The 22,458-nt window shown below is 71.0% G+C and carries 25 protein-coding genes and 1 pseudogene; 8 read left to right on the plus strand and 18 right to left on the minus strand.

Annotated features, from left to right (window positions below):
• Positions 1-39 precede the first annotated feature (39 nt).
• Positions 40-627, minus strand: a complete 588-nt coding sequence (locus tag F0415_RS09730; RefSeq protein WP_149861027.1) for a DUF4126 domain-containing protein — start codon at positions 625-627, stop codon at positions 40-42.
• A gap of 111 nt (positions 628-738) precedes the next feature.
• On the opposite strand from F0415_RS09730, the gene F0415_RS09735 reads away from it, so the two are divergent.
• From F0415_RS09735 to F0415_RS09755, 5 genes are read left to right on the plus strand one after another with little or no spacing between them, the layout of a single operon-like run.
• Positions 739-1,470 (plus strand): DUF6776 family protein, encoded by a 732-nt coding sequence (locus F0415_RS09735; protein ID WP_149861028.1) that lies wholly within the window; start codon positions 739-741, stop codon positions 1,468-1,470.
• 13 nt (positions 1,471-1,483) lie between these two features.
• Positions 1,484-1,918: a bactofilin family protein gene (locus F0415_RS09740; RefSeq protein WP_149861084.1), complete on the plus strand. Its 435-nt coding sequence runs from the start codon at positions 1,484-1,486 to the stop codon at positions 1,916-1,918.
• Positions 1,919-1,952: 34 nt separating this feature from the next.
• Positions 1,953-2,312 (plus strand): iron-sulfur cluster insertion protein ErpA, encoded by a 360-nt coding sequence (gene erpA / locus F0415_RS09745; RefSeq protein ID WP_149861029.1) that lies wholly within the window; start codon positions 1,953-1,955, stop codon positions 2,310-2,312.
• Between the two features lie 3 nt (positions 2,313-2,315).
• Positions 2,316-3,200 carry an NAD(+) diphosphatase gene (nudC, locus tag F0415_RS09750; protein ID WP_149861030.1) on the plus strand — a complete coding sequence of 295 codons (885 nt, stop codon included), beginning with the start codon at positions 2,316-2,318 and terminating at the stop codon, positions 3,198-3,200.
• A 9-nt stretch (positions 3,201-3,209) separates the two neighbouring features.
• Entirely contained in the window at positions 3,210-4,091 is an 882-nt protein-coding gene (locus F0415_RS09755) for a hypothetical protein (RefSeq protein ID WP_149861031.1), read from the plus strand.
• A gap of 15 nt (positions 4,092-4,106) precedes the next feature.
• Here F0415_RS09755 and F0415_RS09760 read toward each other — a convergent pair whose 3' ends face one another.
• The 17 genes and pseudogenes from F0415_RS09760 to F0415_RS09835 form a co-directional block, all read right to left on the minus strand.
• A complete protein-coding gene (locus F0415_RS09760) occupies positions 4,107-4,487 on the minus strand; it encodes a DUF2752 domain-containing protein (RefSeq protein ID WP_246149934.1) in 381 nt (126 codons plus the stop codon).
• 46 nt (positions 4,488-4,533) lie between these two features.
• Positions 4,534-4,782, minus strand: a complete 249-nt coding sequence (locus F0415_RS12715; protein ID WP_246149938.1) for a CD225/dispanin family protein — start codon at positions 4,780-4,782, stop codon at positions 4,534-4,536.
• A gap of 90 nt (positions 4,783-4,872) precedes the next feature.
• Positions 4,873-4,938 (minus strand): annotated as a pseudogene (locus tag F0415_RS12825) (zinc-ribbon domain-containing protein); the annotation flags it as partial.
• Positions 4,939-5,070: 132 nt separating this feature from the next.
• Positions 5,071-6,987 carry an MFS transporter gene (locus F0415_RS09770; RefSeq protein WP_149861034.1) on the minus strand — a complete coding sequence of 639 codons (1,917 nt, stop codon included), beginning with the start codon at positions 6,985-6,987 and terminating at the stop codon, positions 5,071-5,073.
• Positions 6,988-7,020: 33 nt separating this feature from the next.
• Positions 7,021-8,298, minus strand: coding sequence for a phosphoribosylamine--glycine ligase (purD, locus tag F0415_RS09775; RefSeq protein WP_149861035.1), 1,278 nt, complete (start codon positions 8,296-8,298; stop codon positions 7,021-7,023).
• The gene (locus F0415_RS09780; protein WP_149861036.1) at positions 8,295-8,768 is read right to left on the minus strand and encodes a hypothetical protein; all 474 of its coding nucleotides are present in this window, start codon (positions 8,766-8,768) and stop codon (positions 8,295-8,297) included. Before F0415_RS09780 ends, purD begins: the two co-directional genes overlap by 4 nt.
• 4 nt (positions 8,769-8,772) lie before the next feature.
• Complete coding sequence (gene purH / locus F0415_RS09785; protein WP_149861037.1) at positions 8,773-10,341, minus strand: bifunctional phosphoribosylaminoimidazolecarboxamide formyltransferase/IMP cyclohydrolase; 1,569 nt, start codon at positions 10,339-10,341, stop codon at positions 8,773-8,775.
• A 72-nt stretch (positions 10,342-10,413) separates the two neighbouring features.
• Positions 10,414-10,692 (minus strand): DNA-binding transcriptional regulator Fis, encoded by a 279-nt coding sequence (fis, locus tag F0415_RS09790; RefSeq protein ID WP_149861038.1) that lies wholly within the window; start codon positions 10,690-10,692, stop codon positions 10,414-10,416.
• A gap of 113 nt (positions 10,693-10,805) precedes the next feature.
• Entirely contained in the window at positions 10,806-11,321 is a 516-nt protein-coding gene (locus tag F0415_RS09795) for a DUF3426 domain-containing protein (protein ID WP_149861039.1), read from the minus strand.
• 31 nt (positions 11,322-11,352) lie between these two features.
• Positions 11,353-12,252 (minus strand): 50S ribosomal protein L11 methyltransferase, encoded by a 900-nt coding sequence (prmA, locus tag F0415_RS09800; RefSeq protein ID WP_149861040.1) that lies wholly within the window; start codon positions 12,250-12,252, stop codon positions 11,353-11,355.
• Positions 12,234-12,575, minus strand: a complete 342-nt coding sequence (locus F0415_RS09805) for a hypothetical protein (RefSeq protein WP_149861041.1) — start codon at positions 12,573-12,575, stop codon at positions 12,234-12,236. The genes prmA and F0415_RS09805 overlap by 19 nt, the downstream gene beginning before the upstream one ends.
• Before the next feature lie 19 nt (positions 12,576-12,594).
• Positions 12,595-13,962: an acetyl-CoA carboxylase biotin carboxylase subunit gene (gene accC / locus F0415_RS09810; protein WP_149861042.1), complete on the minus strand. Its 1,368-nt coding sequence runs from the start codon at positions 13,960-13,962 to the stop codon at positions 12,595-12,597.
• Between the two features lie 10 nt (positions 13,963-13,972).
• Complete coding sequence (gene accB / locus F0415_RS09815) at positions 13,973-14,485, minus strand: acetyl-CoA carboxylase biotin carboxyl carrier protein (protein WP_149861043.1); 513 nt, start codon at positions 14,483-14,485, stop codon at positions 13,973-13,975.
• A gap of 36 nt (positions 14,486-14,521) precedes the next feature.
• Positions 14,522-14,989: a type II 3-dehydroquinate dehydratase gene (gene aroQ, locus F0415_RS09820; protein WP_149861044.1), complete on the minus strand. Its 468-nt coding sequence runs from the start codon at positions 14,987-14,989 to the stop codon at positions 14,522-14,524.
• A 111-nt stretch (positions 14,990-15,100) separates the two neighbouring features.
• Positions 15,101-15,655, minus strand: a complete 555-nt coding sequence (locus F0415_RS09825; protein WP_246149935.1) for a TlpA disulfide reductase family protein — start codon at positions 15,653-15,655, stop codon at positions 15,101-15,103.
• The gene (locus F0415_RS09830) at positions 15,652-17,856 is read right to left on the minus strand and encodes a protein-disulfide reductase DsbD family protein (RefSeq protein ID WP_149861045.1); all 2,205 of its coding nucleotides are present in this window, start codon (positions 17,854-17,856) and stop codon (positions 15,652-15,654) included. Before F0415_RS09830 ends, F0415_RS09825 begins: the two co-directional genes overlap by 4 nt.
• Positions 17,857-17,950: 94 nt before the next feature.
• Positions 17,951-18,322, minus strand: a complete 372-nt coding sequence (locus F0415_RS09835) for a helix-turn-helix domain-containing protein (RefSeq protein WP_149861046.1) — start codon at positions 18,320-18,322, stop codon at positions 17,951-17,953.
• Positions 18,323-18,879: 557 nt separating this feature from the next.
• On the opposite strand from F0415_RS09835, the gene groES reads away from it, so the two are divergent.
• From groES to F0415_RS09850, 3 genes are all read left to right on the plus strand, one after another.
• Positions 18,880-19,167 (plus strand): co-chaperone GroES, encoded by a 288-nt coding sequence (gene groES / locus F0415_RS09840; protein WP_149861047.1) that lies wholly within the window; start codon positions 18,880-18,882, stop codon positions 19,165-19,167.
• A gap of 66 nt (positions 19,168-19,233) precedes the next feature.
• A complete protein-coding gene (groL, locus tag F0415_RS09845) occupies positions 19,234-20,871 on the plus strand; it encodes a chaperonin GroEL (RefSeq protein ID WP_149861048.1) in 1,638 nt (545 codons plus the stop codon).
• A gap of 292 nt (positions 20,872-21,163) precedes the next feature.
• A complete protein-coding gene (locus tag F0415_RS09850) occupies positions 21,164-22,378 on the plus strand; it encodes a magnesium transporter (RefSeq protein WP_246149936.1) in 1,215 nt (404 codons plus the stop codon).
• The last annotated feature ends 80 nt before the right edge of the window (positions 22,379-22,458 follow it).

Below are 22,458 nucleotides of genomic sequence, written 5' to 3' on the forward strand. Positions count from 1 at the left end.
GCGGGGCGGTGCCGGCCAGGCGCATTCAGCCGGGTGCGTTCAGCCGGGCGCGGCGCGCAGGCGCGGGCGGCGGCGCCAGATCCAGCGCAACACCCACCAGGCCAGGGTGGCGGCGGCCAGCATCGCCAGCAACAGCAGCGCCAGGGCCAGCCAGGGATGGGCGAACACCAGGGCGAGCGCGCCCAGGGCGGTGATGTCCTCGCCCGCCGAGGCCACCCAGTTCGACACCGGCTCGGGCGAGGTGTTGATGGCGGCGCGGGTGCCCGTCTTGATCAGGTGCATGCCGAGCGCGGCGCTGCCACCCAACACCAGGGCACCGGTGCCCAGCTGGCCGTCGTCGGACAGGGTGGCCGCGGCCAGGAAGGCGCCGGCGGGAATGCGCGCCAGGGTCTGCAGCAGGTCCCAGCCGGAGTCCACGCCCGGAATCTTGTCGGCAGCGAACTCGACCAGGGCCAGGGCGGCGGCGGTACCGAGGACCCAGGGCGAACTGGTCACCTCCAGGGCCGAGGGCAGGTCCACCCAACCCATCAAGCCTGCCAGGCCGACACCGAATACCGTCAGGTAGGCCCGCACGCCCGCCAGGCAGGCCAGGGCCAGGCCGAGGGCGAACACATGGGCTTCGGTCATGGCGGTCTCCCCGGAACGTGACGGCGTTCACAGTATAGTGAGCCTCCGCCTTGACGCTGCCTGAGTCCCCCGGCTTTAGTGCCGGTCTTCCCCAGGGGTCCCCCCGCCCGCATGAGTACCCCCGTTCCCGACAAGCCGCGCTTCGTCGTCGTGCCGCACCGCCCCTATCAGAAGGTGTTGCTGGCGCTGCTGCTAGCGGCCTGGCTGGGCTCGCTGGTGGCGGTGGGCGTGTGGGCCACTCGCCGGGCCGTGCCGGAACTGGCACAGGTGCGCCAGGAGCTGGCGCTGACCGCCCGCCGGGCCAGCGAGGCCGAGGCCCTGGTGCGGCAACTCCGGCAGAACGTCACCACCCTGCGCCGCAGCGACCAGATCAGCCGGGCCGCCAACGCCGAGCTGCAGGCGACCCTGGCCGAGCGCGAGGAGGAGATTTCCGGCCTGCGCGCCGACGTGGCCTTCTACGAGCGCCTGGTCGGGGCCACCGGCCAACGCCGCGGCCTGAGCGTGCACGAAGCCGTGTTCGCGCCGGAGGCCGGCGGCACCTGGCGCTATACCGTAACCCTGACCCAGAACCTCAACCGCGGCGCCATCAGCAAGGGCGAGGCGCGCCTGACCGTGGAGGGGGTCAAGGACGGCCGGCTGATGAGCCTGCCGTGGGAGCAACTGGTCCAGAAGCCGGGCGCACCCGGACAGCCGTTCTCCTTCCGCTATTTCCAGCAGCTGGAAGGGAGCATCATGCTCCCGGACGGCTTCACCCCCCAGCGCGTCCGGGTGCAGTTGCGCGCGGACGGCAACACCGTGGACCAGGCCTTCCCCTGGCAGGCCGCGGAACCACGAGGAGACTAGAGAGATGCTCGGCATGGGCGACAAGAAATCCCCCCGCAACGGAAACTCCGCCATCGAAACCCTGGTCGGACCGCACGCCACCATCCGCGGCGACATCGGCTTCAGCGGCGGCCTGTACGTGGAAGGCCGGATCTTCGGCAAGGTCCTGGCCGAGGACGGCACCGACGCCGTCCTGACCATCGCCGAGGACGGCGCCATCGAAGGCGAGGTGCGCGCGCCGGTGGTGGTGATCTCCGGCCGCATGACCGGCGACGTGCACGCCTACGAACGGGTGCAACTCACTGCCAAGGCCCGGGTCCAGGGCAACATCCATTACAAGGTGGTGGAGATGGCGGCCGGTGCCACGGTCACCGGCCGACTGATCCACGGCGAGACCCCGGCAGCCGAGGAACTGCCGGCCGGCGCCACGCCGATCCGGCGCGGCAAGGCCGAGGCACAGGATGCTTGAAGCGGCGGCCGCGCGGCCCCATATCCTTCCGGCCATGGATACCCAGCCCAGCTACCAGCAGCTCGACGCCCCCCTGCAGTTCACGGCCGCTGCCGCCGCCAAGGTGGCCGCCCTGATCGCCGAGGAGGGCAATCCGAGGCTGAAGCTGCGGGTGTACATCACCGGCGGCGGCTGTTCGGGTTTCCAGTACGGCTTCGAGTTCGACGAGCAGCAGGCCGAGGACGACCTGGCGCTGCAGCGCGACGGCGTCACCCTGCTGGTGGATCCGCTCAGCCTGCAATACCTGATGGGCGCCGAAGTGGATTACCGCGAGAGCCTGCAGGGCGCGCAGTTCGTCATCCGCAACCCGAACGCCAAGACCACCTGCGGCTGCGGCAGCAGTTTTTCCGCCTGAGCCGTGACCCAGGCGCCCGCGCCCGGCTACGCCTTCCGCGGTCCGGGCCTGGACCGCGCCGAGCAGCTGCGGGACGATCCCGACCAGTTGCGGGCCCTTTGGCCCTCGGCCCGGGTGGTGGCGGTGGATGCCGAAGGCCACCTGCGTTTTGCCGGCAGCGTCGAGGCGCCAGGCTGGTTGCAAGGCCGCGATCTGGGCGAGGAACGCCCCGCCGGCGCCAGTTTCCTCGGCCTGTCCGAGGCCGGCGCCTGGTTTGCTGTCGCGCATGAGAGCCTGGCCGAGCCCTTGCCCGGCCGTCTGGACCTGCGCAGTGCCGCGACCCAGTGGCCGGCCCTGGAAACCGCGGTGGCCGCCCAGGCACGCGCCCTGCTGCACTGGCAGGGTCGCAAGCGCCACTGCGGCGGTTGCGGCGAGCGCCTGCTGATCTCGCGTGCCGGCTGGCAGGCACGCTGCGGCCATTGCGGCCTGGAGTACCACCCGCGTACCGACCCGGCGGTCATCGTCGCGGTCAGCGACGGCCGGCGCCTGCTGCTGGGCCGCCAGGCCAGTTGGCCGCCGCGGCGCTGGTCGGTGCTGGCCGGTTTCGTCGAGCCCGGCGAATCGCTGGAACAGGCGGTGGCGCGCGAAGTGATGGAAGAAGCCGGCGTGCCGGTGCTGAACTGCCGCTACCTCGCCTCCCAGCCCTGGCCTTTTCCGATGGGCCTGATGCTGGGCTTCCAGGCCGAGGGCCTGCCGGTGGAGCCGGTGGTCGGCGACGAGCTGGAACAGGCGCGCTGGTTCTCGAAGCAGGACCTGTTGGCCGCCGTGGCCAGCGGCGAGGTCAAGCTTTCGCCGCACCTGTCCATCGCCCGCTGGCTGATAGACGCCTGGTTGGCCGGACAAGGCTAGAATCCCCCCATGTCCGCCGCCCTGATCGCCGTCGTCGTCGCCCTGCTGCTGGGTCACCTGGTGCCGGCGCTGCCGAGTCTGCGCCGCTACGACTGGTTCATCGCCTGGCTGCATTGGCTGGGCGCCCGAACCGGCGGCGGCGAATGGCCGAACCGGGTCGGCCTGCTGGTGGCGGTGGGCTTGCCGCTGCTGCTGGTCGGCTTGGCGCAGTTCCTGCTGGACGAGCTGTTCTATGGCCTGCCGGCCTTTGGTTTCGCCCTGCTGGCGCTGCTCTACACCTGGGGCCCGCGCGACCTGGACCTGGATGTCGAAGCGGTGATCGAGGCACGCGAGCCGCAGGCCCGGCACGAGGCGGCGCAGGCCCTGTTCCCCGAAGGCGGCGAACCCAGCTGCGAAGGGCCGGCCCTGGTCGAGGCGGTGTTCCGCTGCGCGTTGTGGCGCTGGTTCGGGGTGCTGTTCTGGTTCATGGTGGCCGGCGCGGTCGGGGCCATCGGCTACCGGCTGGTGTCGCTGTGCGCCCAGGGCGAGGCCCGGCGCAGCCTGCCCGAGGGCCAGCGCGGCGTGGCCCGCGCGGCGCTGGCGGTGCTGAACTGGCCGGTCGCCCAGCTGATGACCTTCGGCCTGGCCCTGGCGGCCGATTTCGACCGCGTCCTCAGTGCCTGGCGCGACTGGCACGCCGAGGGCGTGCGCTTGGACAGCGGCTTCCTGGGCGCCGCCGCCCGCGCTTCGGTGGCCATCGAGCTGGCCGAGGAAGATGCCTACGCCGCCGACGGTCCGGCCCAGGCGCCGGGCCTGCTGGAACTGCGCGACGCCATGAGCCTGGTCTGGCGCGTCCTGCTGCTATGGCTGGGCATCATCGCCCTCTTCGTCCTCGCCGGCTGGACGACCTGAGGGTTCTGGTCGCGGCTAATGAATCCCCCCGGGGGCCAGCCATGAGAAAGGGGCCCAGGGCAGGTTGCGGGTGATGGCGTAGGCGATGATGACGACGGCCCAGGGGCGGGCGTCGGACAGGCGCCACGTCAGCGGCTGCCAGGACGCCGGCAGCCAGCCGGCGACGCGGGCCAGCATCAGCGCGATCGCCGGCAGCGACAGCACCAGCAGCGGGTTCATCGCCAGCGCGCGCGCCGGATCGCCGTGCGCCAGGGCGTGCAGGGCGCGGGTGGCGCCGCAGCCGGGACAGTACAGGCCGGTCAGCCACTCGAATGCGCAGGGCGGCAACAGGCTGCCGGGCGCGTTCGGGTCGGCCTGGCGCAGCAGCAGCGCGCCGGCAACGATCGTCAGCAACATGGCCGGTCCGCGCCAGCCTGGCGCGGACCGGGTCGGTGTGGTGGTGTCAATGGCGGCCGGCATCGGCCAGGAAGCCCAGGAACGCCAGCCCGAAATAGGCCGAGATGCCGACCAGGCCCAGGCCGAAGGAGATCCAGGCCCAGAGTTTGGCGTTGTCGGAGGACTGGCGGGCGCCGGCCAGATCGCCGGCCTGCAGCTTTCCATCCACCTGCGCGGCGTAGACGATCGAAACGATGCCGGTGGGGAGGCAGCAGCAGATCGTGGCCAGGATCGCCCAGACCAGGTGGTTGGGCACCTGCGGCCCGGCCTGGGCCGGGGCCTGCGGCGGATACTGCGGCGGCGGGGGCGCGGCGGGCGGTGCCGGCGGTACGGCGGCCGCCAGGCTGGCGCCGCACTGTTCGCAGGCGCTGGCGCCGGCGCTGTTGCTGTGGCCGCAATTCGGACAGTTCATGTGCTCCCCCGCGATTCCCCTGGATGCCGCGCGGGCCTTGCCGCGCTGGCGCAAGCTTGCGGCGCACGGCAGGATGCGTCAATGGCGCCGATGCGGTGCGACGCGCATCGGCATGATGACCAGGGCTCGGCCTCAGGGGCGGTCACCGCGCAGCGCCCGCACCTGCGCTTCCAGGCTGGCGGCACTGGCGGATTCGCCGGGCACCGGCGGCGCGGCGATCAGCTGCACCGGCGCGCGCAGCCGGCGCGGCACCCGCAGGCGGCCCAGGCGGCTGTCACGCCGGCTCCACATGCTGGCCCACAGGCCGGTGAGGGCCATCGGCACCACCGGCACCGGCCGGCGCGCCAGGATCTTCTCGACGCCAGGTTTGAAGGGCGCGATCTCGCCGTCGCGGGTCAGCGCGCCCTCGGGGAAGATGCAGACCAGCTCGCCTTCGGCCAGGGCCCGGTCTATGGCCTCGAAGGCCGCTTCCAGCACCGCCGGGTCTTCCCTGGCGCCGGCGATGGGAATGGCGCGGTAGGCCCTGAACACCCAGCGCAGGCCGGGGATGTTGAAGATCCGGTAGTACATGACGAAACGGATCGGCCGCGGCACCGCGCCGCTGATCACCAGCGGGTCCATGTAGCTGACGTGGTTGCACACTAGCAGGGCCGGGCCCTCGTCCGGCACGTTGTCCTCGACGCCGCGGATGCGCAGGCGGTAGAACAGCGAGACGTAAATCCAGGCCAGGAAGCGCAGGAAAAACTCCGGCACCAGGCTGAAGATGAAGATCGCCACCAGCGCGTTGGCGATGCCCAGGGCCAGGAAGATCTCCGGGATGCTCAGCGCCGGCAGTGGCACCGTGATGCCGAGGATGTTCACCGGCCCCAGTTGCAGCGCTATGCCCAGGCCGGCCGCCAGGACGATGAAGCCGGCGTTCTGGATGTTCACGCCGGCGATCACCCGTGACAGCTCGGCCTTGGGCGTGCGGCTTTGCACCAGGGCGAACAGCGGCACGATGAACAGGCCGGCGAACAGGCCGATGCCGGTCAGGTCCATGACGACGCGCCAGTTGCCGCCGGCGACGAACTCGCGCACGGTCAGTCCGGCCTGGGTCGCCGCCTGCGGCTGGGCGAAGTACAGGTCCACGCAGAAGACGGTCATGCCGATCGCGCCAAGCGGCACCAGTCCGATCTCGACGGTGCGCCGGCTCAGCTTCTCGCACAACAGCGAGCCGACGCCGGTGCCGACCGAGAACAGCACGAAGCAGAACAGGTACAGCGTCTGGCCGCCGCCCAGGAACCGCTCGGCGTAAGTCGGCAGTTGCGCGGTCAGCACCGTGCCGACGAACCAGAACCAGGAGATGCCGAGGATGGCGTTGCGCACGGCCAGCTGGCGTCGGGCCAGGCGCAGCACCCGCAGCGATTCCGGGAAAGGGTTCCAGTGGATCTTCAGGTCCGGCGCCGAGGCCTCGACCCGCGGGATGGCGCGCGCCACCAGGTTGCCGGTGACGGCGAGCAGGACGATGGCGCTGGCGGCCGTCACCGGCCCGTACTGGCCGGCCAGCACGAAAATCAGGCCGCCGGCGATCATGCCCAGCAGGATGGACAGCGAGGTGCCCATCTCGACCAGGCCGTTGCCGCCGGTCAGTTCCTCCGGCTTGAGCACGCTGGGCAGGATCGAATACTTCACCGGCCCGAACAGGGTGGACTGCAGGCCGGTGGCAAACAGCGCCAGCAGCAGCAGCGGCATGGACTGCAGCAGGAAGCCGATGCCGGCGACCGACATGATGCCGATCTCCATGGCGGTGGTGATGCGGATCAGTTTCTGCTTCTCCAGTCGTTCGGCGATCTGCCCGGCCAGGCCGGAGAACAGGAAGTAGGGCAGGATGAACAGCGCCGGCGCCAGGTTGGTGTACAGGGTGCGCTGTTCCGGCGTGACGCCCATGAAAAACAGCAGGCCGATGATGGCCTGCCGATAGACGTTGTCGTTGAAGGCGCCCAGGGCCTGGACGACGAAGTAGGGCAGGAATCGCCGCTGCCGCAACAGTTCGAACTGGTTGTGTGCCATGCCCGCCCCCGTGTTTCCCGCCCCGCTGCCCGCTCAGGACCGGAGGGCGCGCCAGCCGATGTCGCCGCGGTGGAACACACCCTGCCAGTGCAGGTTGGCGGCGGCGGCGTAGGCGCGGCGCCGGGCCTCGGCGAGATCCTGGCCCAGGGCGCAGGCACACAACACCCGGCCGCCGGCGGTGACTACCTGGCCGTTCCTGAAGGCGGTGCCGGCGTGGAAGACCTTGGCGTCCGGGCCCGGGTCCACGCCGAGGCCGGCGATGACGTCGCCGGTGCGCGGCGTGCCGGGATAACCCTCGGCGGCCAGCACCACGCCCAGGCTGGGACGCGGATCCCAGTCGGCGCTCACCTCATGCAGGCGGCCGGCGATGGCGGCCTCGACCAGGTCCACCAGATCGCTGCGCAGGCGCAGCATCACCGGCTGGGTTTCCGGGTCGCCGAAGCGGACGTTGAACTCGATCACCTTGGGCGCGCCCTCCGGCGTGATCATCAGGCCGGCGTACAGGAAGCCGGTGAAGGGCATGCCGTCGGCGGCCATGCCGCGCACGGTCGGCACGACGATTTCGCGCATGATCCGTTCGTGCACCTCCGGCGTGACCACCGGCGCCGGCGAATAGGCGCCCATGCCGCCGGTGTTCGGGCCGGTGTCGCCGTCGCCGACGCGCTTGTGGTCCTGACTGGTGGCCATCGGCAGGGCGGTGCTGCCGTCCACCATCGAGATGAAGCTGGCCTCCTCGCCCTCGAGGAACTCCTCGATGACCACACGCGCCCCGGCCTCGCCGAAGGCATTGGCCTCCAGCATGTCCCGGATGGCGGCTTCGGCCTCTTGCACCGTCATCGCCACCACCACGCCCTTGCCGGCGGCCAGCCCGTCCGCCTTCACCACGATCGGGGCGCCGTGCTCGCGCACGTGCTCGATGGCCAGCCGGGCGTCCTCGAACACGGCGTAGAACGCCGTCGGGATGCCGTGCCGGGCCAGGAAGTCCTTGGCGAAGGCCTTGCTTCCCTCCAGCTGCGCGGCCGCGGCCGTGGGGCCGAAGATCGGCTGGCCGGCCTCGCGGAAGCGGTCCACCACGCCGGCCACCAGCGGCGCCTCCGGACCGACCACGGTGAAGGCCACGCCTTCGGTTTCGGCGGCATTGAGCAGGCCGTCCAGGTCGCTGGCCTTGATGTCCAGGTTGCGGCAGCGCGGTTCGGCGGCGGTGCCGGCGTTGCCGGGCGCCACCAGCACTTCCTGCACCCGCGGCGACTGCGCCAGTTTCCAGGCCAGGGCGTGCTCGCGGCCGCCCGAGCCGATGACGAGGATCTTCATGGCGTGACTCCCGTGCGGGCGCGGCCGCAATCGTCCGCCCCCAGTTCGATGTCGAAGAATACCCGGCCGTCGCCGTCCACGAACCGGCGCTTGATCGTCAGGCCGCGCGCCAGCAGGAAGCGCACGTCGGCGCTTGCGCACAGCGGCAGCATCAGCGCTTGCTCGGCCCGCCGCACCGCTGCCAGCTGGCCTTCGTCGCCGTCGCCGACCCGGCGCTTCTCCGCCCGGATCGTCATCACCAGCGCCGTCCCCTCGAAGCCGGCGCTCTCGGTGACCAGGCCGGGCGCGTAGGGCGTAGGCAGGCCGCGGCGGAACTCGGCCAGCACCCGCGACAGTTCGTCGGCCGCCGCCTGCCGCTGCGCCCGTTCGCGTTGCCGGTCCATGCCCCAGGCGACCAGCGCCGCCAGCACCAGCAGCAGGGCGAGGCCGCGCCACAGGCGTCGTCTCGCGGTGCCGGCGGCCTCGTTCATGGCTTCAGTGCCGGAAGTGGCGGCGGCCGGTGAAGACCATGGCCATGCCGTGCTGGTCGGCGGCGGCGATCACCTCGGCGTCTCGCATCGAGCCGCCCGGCTGGATCACCGCGGCGATGCCGGCGGCGGCGGCGGCGTCAATGCCGTCGCGGAAGGGAAAGAAGGCGTCCGAGGCCATCACCGAGCCGGCCACCTGCAGGCCGGCCTCCTCGGCCTTGAGCCCGGCGATCCTGGCGCTGACCACCCGGCTCATCTGGCCGGCGCCGATGCCGACCGTCTGCAGATCCCTGGCGTAGACGATGGCGTTGGACTTCACGTACATCGCCACCTTCCAGGCGAACAGCAGGTCGCGCAACTGCGCCTCTGTCGGCGCCCGCTTCGTCACCACCTTCAGGTCGGCCGCGGTGAGCGTGTCGGTATCGGCGTCCTGTACCAGCAGGCCACCGGCGATGCGCTTGTATTCCAGCCCGCCGGCCGGACGCAGGGCGCCGCAGGCCAGCACGCGCACGTTCGGCTTCTTCGCGAAGTGCGGCAGGGCGTCGGCGGCGATCGCCGGGGCGATCACCACCTCGACGAACTGGCGCTTGAGGATCTCGGCGGCGGTGGCGGCGTCGAGTTCGCGGTTGAAGGCGATGATGCCGCCGAAGGCCGAAGTCGGGTCGACGGCGTGGGCACGGTCGTAAGCGTCCATCAGGCTGCCCGCGACTGCCACGCCGCAGGGATTGGCATGCTTGACGATGACACAGGCGGGCGCGTCGAAGGCCTTGACGCATTCGAGCGCGGCGTCGGCGTCGGCCAGGTTGTTGTAGCTCAGCTCCTTGCCCTGCAGGAAACGCGCGCTGGCGACGATGCCCTCGCCGGCGCCGGCTTCCACGTAGAGGGCGCCGCGCTGGTGCGGGTTTTCGCCGTAGCGCAGCGCCGAGGCCAGCTGCAGGGAGGCGTGGAAGGTCCTGGGCCAGGCCTCCGGCGTGGCCGGATCCTCGGCCCGCGGCGACAGCCACATGGCGATCTGGCCGTCGTAGGCGGCGGTGTGGGCGTAGGCCTTGGCGGCCCAGGCGCGGCGCTGCGCGGCGGTGCTGCCGCCGGCCTTCAGCGCCTCGAGCAGGGCTTCGTAATCGGCCGGGTCCACCACCACCGAGGTGCGGGCGTGGTTCTTGGCGGCGGCGCGCAGCATGGCCGGGCCGCCGATGTCGATGTTCTCGATGGCGTCCTCGTAGCTGCAGTCCGGCTTGGCCACCGTCTGTGCGAAGGGATAGAGGTTGACCACCAGCAGGTCGATCGGGGCGATGCCGTGCTCGGCCATCACCGCGTCGTCGGTGCCCTCGCGGCCGAGCAGGCCGCCGTGGATCTTCGGATGCAGGGTCTTGACCCGGCCGTCCATGATCTCGGGGAAGTCCGTCACCTCGCTGACGTCGCGCACCGGCAGGCCGGCTTCGCGCAGGCTGCGGGCGGTGCCGCCGGTGCTGAGCAGGTCCACGCCCAGCGCGTGCAGGCCGCGTGCCAGTTCGACCACGCCGGTCTTGTCCGATACCGAAAGCAATGCCCGCCGCACGGGCCGACGATCAGCAGCCATCCGCTACCCCCGGGGAAAGGCGGCGATTATACGGGAACAGGGCTTCGTGCCGGGGGCCGGAGGCCAGGGAAATCAGGCGATTCCGTAGGCCTTGAGTTTCCTGCGCAGGGTGGCGCGGTTGATGCCCAGGCAGGCGGCGGCGCGGCTCTGGTTGCCCTCGCAGTGCTGCAGCACTTCCAGCAGCAGCGGAATTTCCACCTCGCGCAGCACCAGCTCGTACAGGTCGTTGGCGTCGCAGCCGTCCAGGTCGTGCAGGTAGCGGCGCACCGAACGGGCGACGTGGTCGCGCAGCGGCGTGTGGCCTGACGGGGTCGTGTTTGCGTCCGCGCGCGCGGCGGGGAGGGCATTCACAGGGCTGGACTCCTGGGGCTTGTGTCCGCTTCCGTGCGGCGCCGCCGGTCTGCGGCGGGGTGGGCAGTCTACGCCAAAGCCGGGACGGCCGCTAATGACCCCGCCGGTCGGTCTCAGTGGAAATCGAAAGTGAAGGCCACCGCGCGTTTGCCGGGGTCCAGGATCTCCAGCGTGGCGAGCACCGATTGTCCCGGCACGATCAGGGCGGCGGCGGGGGGCGCGCCCAGATACTCCTCGGGGGCGAACCGGCGGACGCCCAGGGCCCGGCCGTCTATGTCGTGCAGGGCCACCTCCAGTTGCGGCCAGGGCTGCGGCCAGCGGGCATCGTTGCGGAAACTGGTGGTCACCAGCAGCGCACCCGGCGCGGTCGGATGCGGGCGCACTTCCCGGCTGGTGACCCGGAACGCGCCCGGCTCGCGCCAGGGCGGCAGCGCGCAGCCCAGCCAGCCGCACAACCACTCCAGTCGCGGCCGCCAGCCGGGGTCGGCGGCCAGCCGGGCACGGTCGGCCAGGGCCAGTTGCAGCGGCAGGGCGATGGCCAGCGCGGCCAGCGCCAGCCACCAGCCCCAGGGGCGGGACGGTTTCAGCGCGGGACGTGCTGGCGTGGCGAAGCGGGGGGCGCGGGCCATGCGGCGATGATAAGCGCGAAGGCGGCGCAGGCTAGCGGCGGCGGCCGCTGATCCGCACCCAGTCGCCCTCGGTCGCCACTTCCAGCGCCTCGAACCACTGCCGGTAGCGTTGCAGCAGTTCCTGCTCCTGGCCCTGCAGGATGCCGGACAGGGCAATCAGCCCGCCGGTTTCGACGCGATCGGCCAAGCGTGGCGCCAGGGCATCCAGGGCCGAGGCCAGGATGTTGGCCACCACCACCGGATAGCGGGCGTCCGGTTCATCCTCCGGCGCGTACACGGCCAGGCGTTCGCCGACGCCGTTGCGCTGCGCGTTGTCGGCGCTGGCCGCCAGGGCCTGCGGATCGTTGTCCACGCCGACCGCCCGCGCCGCGCCCAGCTTCAGCGCTGCCAGGGCGAGGATGCCGCTGCCGCAGCCGTAATCCAGCACCGCCTTGCCGCGCAGGTCGAGGCCGTCCAGCCACTGCAGGCAGAGCGAGGTGGTGGGGTGGGTGCCGCTGCCGAAGGCCAGGCCCGGGTCCAGGCGCACGATCACGCCGCCCTCGGCCTCGGCCGGGGCCTCCATGTTCCAGGGCACGATCCAGGTGCGGGCGCCGAATTTCAGCGGCTCGTACTGGTCCATCCAGGCGCGTTCCCAGTCCTGGTCGGCGACTTCGCGGAACTGCGCGTCCGAGAGGTCCAGGCCTTCGTCGAAGGCTTCCAGGGTGTGCAGCACCAGCTCGGGCACGGCATCGCCCGGGAACAGCGCCACCAGGGTGATCTGCGGCCACAGCGGCGTCTCGCCCACGCCGGGCTCGAGCACGGCGCGCTCGTTCGGCGTCTCGGCATCGGCATCCAGCAGCGTCACCGACAGCGCGCCGATGTCCATCAGCGCGCGCTCGGCGCGGGCTTCGTCTTCGGCGCGGACGCGCAGGCTCAGTTCGATGAAGGGCACGGCTGGGACGTCAGTGCCGGCTTGGAAGGCCGATCAGGGCCAGCGCCGTGATCATGCAAGCACCGGCGAAGACGGCGGCCAGGAACGTATACATGCCACGCCCCGAGCCGGGCCGGCTCACGCCGTCCTGGAGCAGGAAGGCCGAGTGCCATTCCCGCATGCGCCATCAGGGCCAGCGGATACAGCAGCCAGAAGACCAGCAACCACCCCGTGTCCGAGTTCGCGATGCAGAAGATCAGCCAGAGCACCGACACGCCGGAGATGCCCAGGGCGCCCAGCGCTTCCTCGCGGATGTCGTCCTCGTCCCTCTTCTTTCGGCTCATCGCAGGCCCGTCCGTCCGGTCAGCCCAACCCGATCGCCTTTTCCTTGCGCTCGGCCAGCCGCTTCTCGAGGTAGTGGATGTTGGTGCCGCCCTGCTGGAAGCCGATGTCGGCCATGATGCGCTGCTGCAGCGGCACATTGGTCTTGATGCCGTCCACGACCATTTCGCTCAGCGCCACCCGCATGCGGGCGATGGCCTGGGCGCGGTCGGCGCCGTGCACGATCAGCTTGCCGATCATCGAATCGTAGTTGGGCGGCACCCTGTAGCCCTCGTAGATGTGGCTGTCCACGCGCACGCCCGGGCCGCCGGGGGCGTGGAAGTGCTTGATCAGGCCCGGGCTGGGCAGGAAGCTGACCGGGTCCTCGGCGTTGATGCGGCATTCGATGGCGTGGCCGGTGATCCGGATGTCCTCCTGGCGCAGGCTCAGCTTCTCGCCGCTGGCGATGCGCAGCTGCTCGCGCACCAGGTCCACGCCGGTGATCATTTCCGTCACCGGGTGCTCGACCTGGATGCGGGTGTTCATCTCGATGAAGTAGAACTGCCCGTCCTGGTACAGGAACTCGAAGGTGCCGGCGCCGCGGTAGCCGATGCGGATGCAGGCCTCGGTGCAGATGCGGCCGATCTTCTCGCGCAGCTCCGGGGTGATGCCCGGCGCCGGCGCTTCTTCCACCACTTTCTGGTGCCGGCGCTGCATCGAGCAGTCGCGCTCGCCCAGGTGGATGGCGTTGCCCTGGCCGTCGGCCAGCACCTGGATCTCCACGTGGCGCGGGTTCTCCAGGAACTTCTCCATGTAGACCATGTCGTTGCCGAAGGCTGCCTTGGCCTCCTGGCGGGTGGCCGCCACGGCGTTGATCAGCGAGCCTTCGTTGTGCACCACGCGCATGCCGCGGCCGCCGCCGCCGCCCGCGGCCTTGATGATCACCGGATAACCGATGTTGCGGGCATGGGCGATGATCTCGTTCGGATCGTCCGGCAGCGGCCCATCGCTGCCCGGCACGCAGGGCACGCCGGCCTCCTTCATGGCGCGGATGGCCTCGACCTTGTCGCCCATCATCCGGATCACGTCCGGAGTAGGGCCGATGAACACGAAGCCGGACTTCTCCACCCGCTCGGCGAAATCGGCGTTTTCGCTCAGGAAGCCGTAACCCGGGTGGATGCCCTGGGCATCGGTCAGCTCGGCGGCGGCGATGATGGCCGGGATGTTCAGGTAGCTTTCGGCGGACGGGGCCGGGCCGATGCACACCGATTCGTCGGCCATCGCCACGTGCTTGAGGTTGCGGTCCACCGTGGAATGCACCGCCACGGTCTTGATGCCGAGGGCGTGACAGGCGCGCAGGATCCGCAGCGCGATCTCGCCCCGGTTGGCGATGACGATCTTCTCCAGCATGGGCCGGTCCTCAGCTGATCACGAACATGGGTTCGTCGAATTCGACCGGCTGGCCGTTCTCGACCAGGATCGCGCGCACCGTGCCCGAGACCTCGGCCTCGATCGGGTTGAACATCTTCATCGCCTCGATGATGCCCAGGGTGTCGCCGGCCTTGACCTGCTGGCCGAGCTTCACGAAAGGCGGCTTGTCCGGGCTGGGCGAGGCATAGAAGGTGCCGACCATGGGCGAGCGCACCATGTGGCCGTCCGGCACGTCCCTGGTGGACTTGCCGACCGCCTCGGCCGACAGGCCGGCGCCGCCGGCGCGGCCCGGGTCGGCATGGGCGGCCGGCACCGGCGCCGCGGCTGCGGCCGGCGCGGGTGCCGCCGCCGGAGCCGTTGCCGGTACCGGCGCCGCGTGGGCGATGCCGCCGGCGGGCACGCGCGAGAGGCGCACGCTCTCCTCGCCCTCCTTGATTTCGATTTCGGCGAGATTCGATTCCTCGAGCAGGTCGATCAGCTTCTTGATCTTGCGAAGGTCCATGGATGGCCTCGTCTTGTGGTGATTCGGGAAAGGGGGTCAGCGCCCGGCCGCGGCGGCCCGGGCCGGCACCGCCAGGCGGGTCAGGGCGGCGTCTAGGGCGTAGCGGTAGCCATCGGCGCCGAAGCCGCAGACCAGGCCGACGGCCAGGTCGGAGAAATAGCTCTGGCGCCGGAACGGCTCGCGCGCGTGCGGGTTGGACAGGTGCACCTCGATGAAGGGCAGGGCCACCGCCGCCAGCGCGTCGCGCAGGGCCACCGAGGTGTGGGTGAAGGCGGCCGGATTGATCAGGATGAAGTCGGTGCCGTCGCCGGCGGCGGCCTGCACCCGGTCCACCAGGGCGTGTTCGGCATTGGACTGGAAGCTCTCCAGCGTGTGACCGGCTTCGCCCGCCTGACGGGCCAGGGCGGCATCGATCTCGTCCAGGCGGACGCGGCCGTAAAGCTCCGGCTCGCGCGTGCCGAGCAGGTTGAGGTTGGGGCCATGCAGGACCAGGATCTTCGCCACGCTCGCCTCCCGCGGGGTGGCACAGTCTGCGGGCAGACCCAGCACTTGTCCAGAAGTTCCCTGCCAGTTGCGCGATTTTAACGGGCGTTTGAATTTCCGTCGCCGCGGGGCCTATTCGGCAAAGGCGCGCACCGCTTCCACGTCCGGGAAGGCGCCGTAGTGGGTTTTCAGCAGCCGGCCGTCGGCGCCGATCAGCACGCTGTAGGGCAGGATGCCACGGGCATTGCCCAGGCGCACCGAACTGTCGCGCGGGCCCGGGGTTTCCAGGGCCAGGTCGAAACGCACCGGCACCTGGCGCAGGAAGGCCTCCGCTTCGGCGGCGCTGTCCAGGGCCACGCCGATCACCTGCACGCCGGTCGGGCCCTGCAGGGCGGCGTAGGCGTCCAGCACCGGCATTTCCTCGCGGCAGGGGCCGCACCAGCTGGCCCAGTAGTTCACCAGCCGGCGCCGGCCGGGGCCGCCCAGGGCCAGCCGGCCCTCACCGCGAAGGGTCGGCAGCACCAGGTCGGCCGGCACCGGTTCGCCCCGGGCCACCACCTGCAGGCCGGGCGGCGGCGCTTGCTCGGCCGGCCACAGCAGGCGCTGGCCCAGCCACCCACCCAGGCCGGCGCAGACCGCGCCCAGCAGGACGATGCCGCTCCAGGCCAGCCAGTCGCGCCGGGTCATCGGCGGGCGGCCTCGGCCAGGGCCTCGCGCACGATCTCGGGGGTCAGCAGGGTCGGCAGACGCCGCGGCTCTCCGCGGCGCGGGTAGACCACGTACAGCGGCACGCCGACCGCGCCGTGGGATTCCAGGAACGCGGTGATGGCCGGGTCCACGTCGGTCCAGTCGCCCTTCATGTAGACGGCATCGGCGGCGGCCAGTGCCTCGCGGAAACCCTCGCGCCCGAGCACGGTGCGCTCGTTGGCCTTGCAGCTGACACACCAGTCGGCGGTCATGTTCACGAACACCACCCGGCCCTCGGCGCGGTAGCGGGCCAGGGCTTCGGCCGAATAGGGCACGGCGCCGTCGGCGCTGGCCGCGCTGACGCGCTCGGGCGCCGGCAGCGCCTGCACCGCCCAGACCGGCCACAGCGCGACCAGGGCCAGGGCCAGGGCCAGCCAGCGCGTGCGCCTGCCGGCCCAGCGCGCCTTCTCCCACCACCACAGGCCCAAGGCCATGACCACGGCGCCGGCCAGCACCAGGCCAATGGCGTCGGCGCCGCGCTGCTTGGCCAGCACCCACAGCAGCCACACCGCGGTCAGGTACATCGGGAAGGCCAGCACCTGCTTGAGCGTCTCCATCCAGGCGCCCGGCCGCGGCAGCATCGCCGCCAGCGCCGGCACCCAGCCGATCAGCAGGAAGGGCAGGGCCAGGCCCAGGCCCAGGGCGAGGAACACGGCGATGGCCAGCGCCGGCGAGGCGGTGAAGGCGAAGGCCAGGGCGCTGCCCATGAAGGGCGCGGTGCAGGGGCTTGCCACCACCACCGCCAGCACGCCGGTGAAGAAGTCGCCGGCCGGGCCGGACTTCTGCGTCAGCGACTGGCCCATGCCGGCCAGGCCGGCGCCGAGACTGAACACTCCCGACAGGGCCAGGCCGATCGCCACCATCACCAGGGCCAGGGCCGCCACCACGCCCGGCTGCTGCAGCTGGAAGCCCCAGCCCAGGGCCAGGCCGGCCTGGCGCAGCGCCAGGGCGACCGCGCCGACCGCGGCGAAGCTCAGCAGCACGCCCAGGGTGTACCAGGTGGCAGAGCGCCGGGCCTGGCGGCGGTCGCCGCCGCCCTGGGCCAGGGACAGGGCCTTGAGGGACAGCACCGGCAGGACGCAGGGCATCAGGTTGAGGATCAGGCCGCCGCCCAGGGCCAGCAGCAGGGCCAGCCAGAGCGGCGTGCCGGCGCGAGCGGGCATGTCGGCGCCGGTGCCGGAAGGCGGGGCGTCCTGCCCGGCCGCGGCCGCGGCCGGCGGCAGCGCCAGGCGCACTTCTCGGGTCATCGGCGGGTAGCAGATGCCGTTGTCCTGGCAGCCCTGGAAGGTGACGCGCAGGCTGACGTCGGTGGCCTCGGCGCGCAGGCGCTGCAGCGGTAGCGGCACGTCCACCGGCTCGAAATAGACCATCACCTCGCCGAAATGCTCGTCGCGATAGGCGCGGGCGGCCGGCCACTGTGGCGCCGCCAGGGCGACGCCCTCGCCGGTCAACGAGAAGCTGTTGCGGTCGCGGTACAGGTAGTAGCCCGGCGCCGGCGCGAAGCGCAGCATCAGCATCTCCGGGCCGGCCACCACGGCCTCGAAGCCGAAGGCCTGCTCTGGCGGCAGCGGCAAGCCGGCCCCGCCGGCCGGCTCCAGGTCCAGGCCCGGGACGGTGCCGCCGCGACCGCCGGTCAGCGCGTCCAGGCCGGCCAGGGCCTGGTCGGCCCGGTCGCCGCTCGGCGCCGCATCCAGCACGGTGCCGGCCGGCGGCAGGGTCACGCTGACCACCTGGCTGTGCGGCGGATAGCAGATGCCGATGTCGGCGCAGCCCTGGTACTTCACCCGGAAGCCGAGCGTGCGCGCGTCGTCGGCGGCGGCGCCGGTCAGCACCGCGGTCACCTGGTTCCGGTAGGTCTGGACGTCGCCGAAGAATTCGTCGGTGTGGGCGATGCCCTCGGGCAGCTCCAGCGGATTGAGCTTGAAGCCGCCCTCCACCAGTTCCACGCCCATCCGGTGCCGGTACAGGTAATAGCCGTCGGCGATCTTCCAGGTGAACTCGATGCGGCCGCGCTCGCTGGCCACCGCGCTCAGGGCGAAGGCCTCGTCTATGGGCAGCAGGTCGGATTCGTCCACCGCCCCGGCCGCGGGTGCCAGAGCGAGCATCAGGAGGGCCAGCGGGGCCGTCAGCCAAGGGGTCATGCGGGGTCTCGTGCGGGTGGGGCGGGCCGCCGGGGCCCGCCTTCGGACCACAGGATAGCCGCGCCGGTTCCGTCCCGGGCGGAACGCTGTGGGCTCAGGCGCGGGCGGTCAGGGCCTCGACGAAGTCCACCAGCGGCTCCTGCTTGGGGTTGGGCAGGGAGCGGAAGGCCAGCAGCAGGCGCTCTTCCAGACCGCACTGGGCATAGAAGTTCAGGATCACGGCCGGGGTGTCCTCCGATGGATCCCCGCCCAGCCAGCGTTGGCCCCGGCCGGTGGCCAGCCATTCGAAGCTGACCGAGGTGGCCAGGGCGATCCTGGCCAGGTGCTCGGTGGTCGGGCAGGCCCCGTCCCGCCGTTCCCACTGGGCTACGGCGCTGCGGGCGACACCCACGGCGAAGGCCAGTTCCGACTGGGACATCGAAGCTCCCAGCCGGGCCTGGCGGATGCGGCTGAACAACTGCGTCATGTTTTTCCCCGAAGAGTGGTCCTGCAACCCCCTGGCCGGCAGGGCCCGTCTGACGCGGGCATCCTTGCCTGTGCGCCCGATGATGCAGGCGCGGCGGGCCCCGGAATCCGGGACGCCGGTCACGATTTTAGGCTCATGACGGCATGGCGCGGCAAGCGCGTGCCGGTGCCTGCCGGTCCCCCGCCTGAGGCGATCCGCGGCTGACGTCCGCGGCGGCGGGCCTTCCGTCCGCTCGCGCCTGGAAACTCGGGAATGCGTCGGCCGGCGCGGCGCCGTCGGGCCGTCGGGCCGGACGGCCCCGCGACCCTCGCGACCCTCGCGACCCTCGCGACCCTCGCGACCCCGACGGACCCGACGGACCCGACGGACCCGACGGACCCGACGGACCCGACGGACCCGACAGGGTGACCCTTGAAACCGTCCCGAGCCCACCCCATCTGCCCGGCCGACCGCGCTGGCCCGGGGCTCCGGCCGCGCGTATCATTGGCACTCACTGGGGCCGAGTGCTAACACACGCGGCCCATGTCATTGAACAAAAAGGGAAAACGAGGAAACCGATGAACATCAAGCCGCTCTACGACCGCGTGGTCATCAAGCGTATGGAAGAGGAGAAGGTCTCCGCCGGCGGCATCGTCATCCCCGACACCGCGGCCGAAAAGCCGATCAAGGGCGAAGTGGTCGCCGTCGGTGAGGGCAAGGCCCTGGACAACGGCAGCGTGCGCGCGCCGAAGGTCAAGAAGGGCGACAAGGTGCTGTTCGGCAAGTACGCCGGTACCGAAGTGAAGATCGACGGCACCGAGTACCTGGTGGTCAAGGAAGACGACATCCTGGCCATCTTCGGCTGAGTTCACGCCGGGCCGCGCCGTGCGCGGCCGGCACCCACACACGTTTGAGAATTCGGAGCAAGCAATATGGCTGCCAAGGAAATCCGTTTCGGTGAAGACGCCCGCGCCCGCATGGTGAAGGGCGTGAACATCCTCGCCAACGCCGTCAAGGCGACCCTCGGCCCGAAGGGCCGCAACGTCGTGCTCGACAAGAGCTTCGGCGCCCCCACGATCACCAAGGACGGCGTGTCCGTCGCCAAGGAGATCGAGCTGGCCGACAAGTTCGAGAACATGGGCGCGCAGATGGTGAAGGAGGTCGCGTCCAAGACCTCCGACAACGCCGGCGACGGCACCACCACCGCCACCGTGCTGGCCCAGGCCCTGATCCGCGAGGGCATGAAGGCCGTGGCCGCCGGCATGAACCCGATGGACCTCAAGCGCGGCATCGACAAGGCCGTGACCGCCGCCGTCGATGAGCTGAAGAAGATCAGCAAGCCCTGCTCGACCAGCAAGGAAATCGCCCAGGTCGGCTCGATCTCGGCCAACTCCGACACCGACATCGGCGAGCTGATCGCCAAGGCCATGGACAAGGTCGGCAAGGAAGGCGTGATCACCGTCGAGGAAGGCTCGGGCCTGGAGAACGAGCTGGACGTGGTCGAGGGCATGCAGTTCGACCGCGGCTACCTCAGCCCGTACTTCATCAACAACCAGCAGTCCATGTCGGCCGAGCTGGAGGATCCGTACGTCCTGCTGTACGACAAGAAGATCTCCAACGTGCGTGAGCTGCTGCCCGTGCTCGAGGGCGTGGCCAAGGCCGGCAAGCCGCTGCTGATCGTCGCCGAGGAAGTCGAGGGCGAGGCCCTGGCCACCCTGGTGGTGAACACCATCCGCGGCATCGTCAAGGTCTGCGCGGTGAAGGCTCCGGGCTTCGGCGACCGCCGCAAGGCGATGCTGGAGGACATGGCCATCCTGACCGGCGGCACGGTGATCTCCGAGGAAGTGGGCCTGCAGCTCGAGAAGGCCACCATCAAGGACCTGGGCCGCGCCAAGAAGGTGCAGGTGACCAAGGAGAACACCACCATCATTGACGGCGCCGGCTCGGCCGATGCCATCCAGGCCCGGATCAAGCAGATCAAGGCCCAGATCGAGGAGACCACCTCCGACTACGACCGCGAGAAGCTGCAGGAGCGCGTGGCCAAGCTGGCCGGCGGCGTGGCGGTGATCAAGGTCGGCGCGGCCACCGAGGTCGAGATGAAGGAGAAGAAGGCCCGCGTCGAGGACGCCCTGCACGCCACCCGCGCCGCGGTCGAGGAGGGCATCGTCCCGGGCGGCGGCGTGGCCCTGCTGCGCGCCAAGGCCGCCATCGAGAACCTCAAGGGCGCCAACGAGGACCAGAACCACGGCATCGCCATCGCCCTGCGCGCCATGGAGGCGCCGTTGCGCGAGATCGTCACCAATGCCGGCGAGGAGCCGTCGGTGATCGTCGCCAAGGTCAAGGACGGCAAGGGCAACTTCGGCTACAACGCCGCCAACGGCGAGTACGGCGACATGGTCGAGTTCGGCATCCTCGATCCGACCAAGGTCACCCGCACCGCGCTGCAGAACGCCGCGTCCATCGCCGGCCTGATGATCACCACCGAGGCCATGGTGGCGGAGGCGCCGAAGAAGGAAGAGCCGGCTGCCGGTGCCGCCGGCATGGGCGGCATGGGCGGCATGGACTTCTAAGAGGTCCACGCCCTCTCCCCGGCCGCTCTCCCGCGACGGGAAGAGGGGAGGAAAGGCAAAGCCCTCTCCCCTTGCGGGAGAGGGCTTGGGGAGAGCGGAAACCCCGCACTCCGCAAAGGCCCCGCTCCGGCGGGGCCTTTGTTTTCCCGGTGTCCCGCATGCCGCCCCCGAGCCGTCGCCATCGGTCAAGGAATCGTCACCGGTGACCGAAACGCGGCCGCGGACATGGTGGTCCGGCTGTCCGTTCCGCTAGGCTTTGCGCGTATACCGGGGCTCACGAGGGAGCACTGCAGTGACCGGACCCCAGCCGGCGGCCGATGCCGCCCAGACCCTGGCGGCGCGCATCGCCGCGCTGGACACCCCGTCCGCCCTGGCCCGGCTGGAGAACGCCGATGCCGGCGAGGCGGCCCGCGCGCTCGCCAGCCTGCCGCCGGCCCGCGCCAACGATCTGCTGTCGGCCATGCCGGCGGCCCGTCGCGAGGCGGTCATGGCCGCAGCCCCGGCCGGCACCGACTGGGCCGATGCCCAGCGTTATCCGGAAGGCAGCGTCGGCCGCCTGCTCGAGGATCCGCCGGCGGTGTTCACCGGCGACATCCGGGTCGGCGAGGCGGTGGACGCCCTGCGCGAAGTGCTCAAGACCCGCATGGTCACCTACCTGTGGGTGGTGGACGAAGGGCAGCGGTTGCGGGGTGTGGTCGCCTTTCGCGAGCTGCTTTACGCCGGGCGCGAGCGCCGTCTGGACGAGGTGATGATCGCCTCGCCGTTTTTCCTGCGACCCGCCATGCCGCTGGTCGAGGCCATGCGCGAGGTGGTGACCCGGCACTACCCGGTCTACCCGGTCTGCGAGGACGACGGCCGCCTGGTCGGCCAGGTGCGCGGGCAGGTGCTGTTCGAACAGCAGGCCTTCGAGATTTCGGCCCAGGCCGGCGCCATGGTCGGCGTCGAGAAGGAGGAGCGCCTGGCCACGCCCTTGTGGCGCAGCTTCAAGTTCCGCAATCCGTGGCTGCTGCTGAACCTGCTGACGGTGTTCGTCGCGGCGGCCGTGGTCGGCTACTTCGAGGACACGATCAACCGGGTGGTGGTCCTGGCGGTGTTCCTGCCGGTGCTGGGCGGGCAGAGCGGCAACCTGGGCGCGCAGTCGCTGGCGGTGATGCTGCGCGGCATGACCCTGGGCGAGCTGAAGATGACCCGGATCGCCGGCATCGTCGTCAAGGAATCCATGCTGGGCCTGCTCAACGGGGCCGTCACCGGCGCCCTGGCGGGTGCCGCGATGTACTGGGTGGTGGCCCGCGACGGCGGCGGCGATGCCCTCGCCCTGGGCCTGATCACCCTGGCGGCGATGGCGCTGAGTTGCATGGTGGCGGGCCTGGCGGGATGCACGATCCCCTTGCTGCTCAAGCGCCTGGGTGCCGATCCCGCCACCGCCTCCAGCATCTTCCTGACCACGCTGACGGACGTCGTGAGCATGGGCAGCTTCCTTGGCCTGGTGACCTGGTGGCTGCTCTGATGCATCCGATGCTGCACTGCAACGTGCATCCCCGCGGCGGGGCGGCGCAGGATGCCAGCGCTTCCGACGTGGGGGAGGGA

The sequence above is a fragment of the Arenimonas fontis genome, assembly GCF_008386465.1.
GTDB lineage: Bacteria > Pseudomonadota > Gammaproteobacteria > Xanthomonadales > Xanthomonadaceae > Arenimonas > Arenimonas fontis.

Coding starts and splice junctions, on each gene's coding strand:
- F0415_RS09770 (WP_149861034.1), bottom strand. CDS start 6,987: ATGGCACACAACCAGTTCGAACTGTTGCGGCAGCGGCGATTCCTGCCC.
- F0415_RS09755 (WP_149861031.1), top strand. CDS start 3,210: ATGTCCGCCGCCCTGATCGCCGTCGTCGTCGCCCTGCTGCTGGGTCAC.
- F0415_RS09805 (WP_149861041.1), bottom strand. CDS start 12,575: ATGAGCCGAAAGAAGAGGGACGAGGACGACATCCGCGAGGAAGCGCTG.
- erpA (WP_149861029.1), top strand. CDS start 1,953: ATGGATACCCAGCCCAGCTACCAGCAGCTCGACGCCCCCCTGCAGTTC.
- F0415_RS09730 (WP_149861027.1), bottom strand. CDS start 627: ATGACCGAAGCCCATGTGTTCGCCCTCGGCCTGGCCCTGGCCTGCCTG.
- F0415_RS09795 (WP_149861039.1), bottom strand. CDS start 11,321: ATGGCCCGCGCCCCCCGCTTCGCCACGCCAGCACGTCCCGCGCTGAAA.
- F0415_RS09735 (WP_149861028.1), top strand. CDS start 739: ATGAGTACCCCCGTTCCCGACAAGCCGCGCTTCGTCGTCGTGCCGCAC.
- F0415_RS09825 (WP_246149935.1), bottom strand. CDS start 15,655: ATGACCCGGCGCGACTGGCTGGCCTGGAGCGGCATCGTCCTGCTGGGC.
- purH (WP_149861037.1), bottom strand. CDS start 10,341: ATGGCTGCTGATCGTCGGCCCGTGCGGCGGGCATTGCTTTCGGTATCG.
- purD (WP_149861035.1), bottom strand. CDS start 8,298: ATGAAGATCCTCGTCATCGGCTCGGGCGGCCGCGAGCACGCCCTGGCC.
- accB (WP_149861043.1), bottom strand. CDS start 14,485: ATGGACCTTCGCAAGATCAAGAAGCTGATCGACCTGCTCGAGGAATCG.
- F0415_RS09835 (WP_149861046.1), bottom strand. CDS start 18,322: ATGACGCAGTTGTTCAGCCGCATCCGCCAGGCCCGGCTGGGAGCTTCG.
- groL (WP_149861048.1), top strand. CDS start 19,234: ATGGCTGCCAAGGAAATCCGTTTCGGTGAAGACGCCCGCGCCCGCATG.
- F0415_RS09760 (WP_246149934.1), bottom strand. CDS start 4,487: ATGTTGCTGACGATCGTTGCCGGCGCGCTGCTGCTGCGCCAGGCCGAC.
- accC (WP_149861042.1), bottom strand. CDS start 13,962: ATGCTGGAGAAGATCGTCATCGCCAACCGGGGCGAGATCGCGCTGCGG.
- F0415_RS09740 (WP_149861084.1), top strand. CDS start 1,484: ATGGGCGACAAGAAATCCCCCCGCAACGGAAACTCCGCCATCGAAACC.
- F0415_RS09780 (WP_149861036.1), bottom strand. CDS start 8,768: ATGAACGAGGCCGCCGGCACCGCGAGACGACGCCTGTGGCGCGGCCTC.
- groES (WP_149861047.1), top strand. CDS start 18,880: ATGAACATCAAGCCGCTCTACGACCGCGTGGTCATCAAGCGTATGGAA.
- F0415_RS09830 (WP_149861045.1), bottom strand. CDS start 17,856: ATGACCCCTTGGCTGACGGCCCCGCTGGCCCTCCTGATGCTCGCTCTG.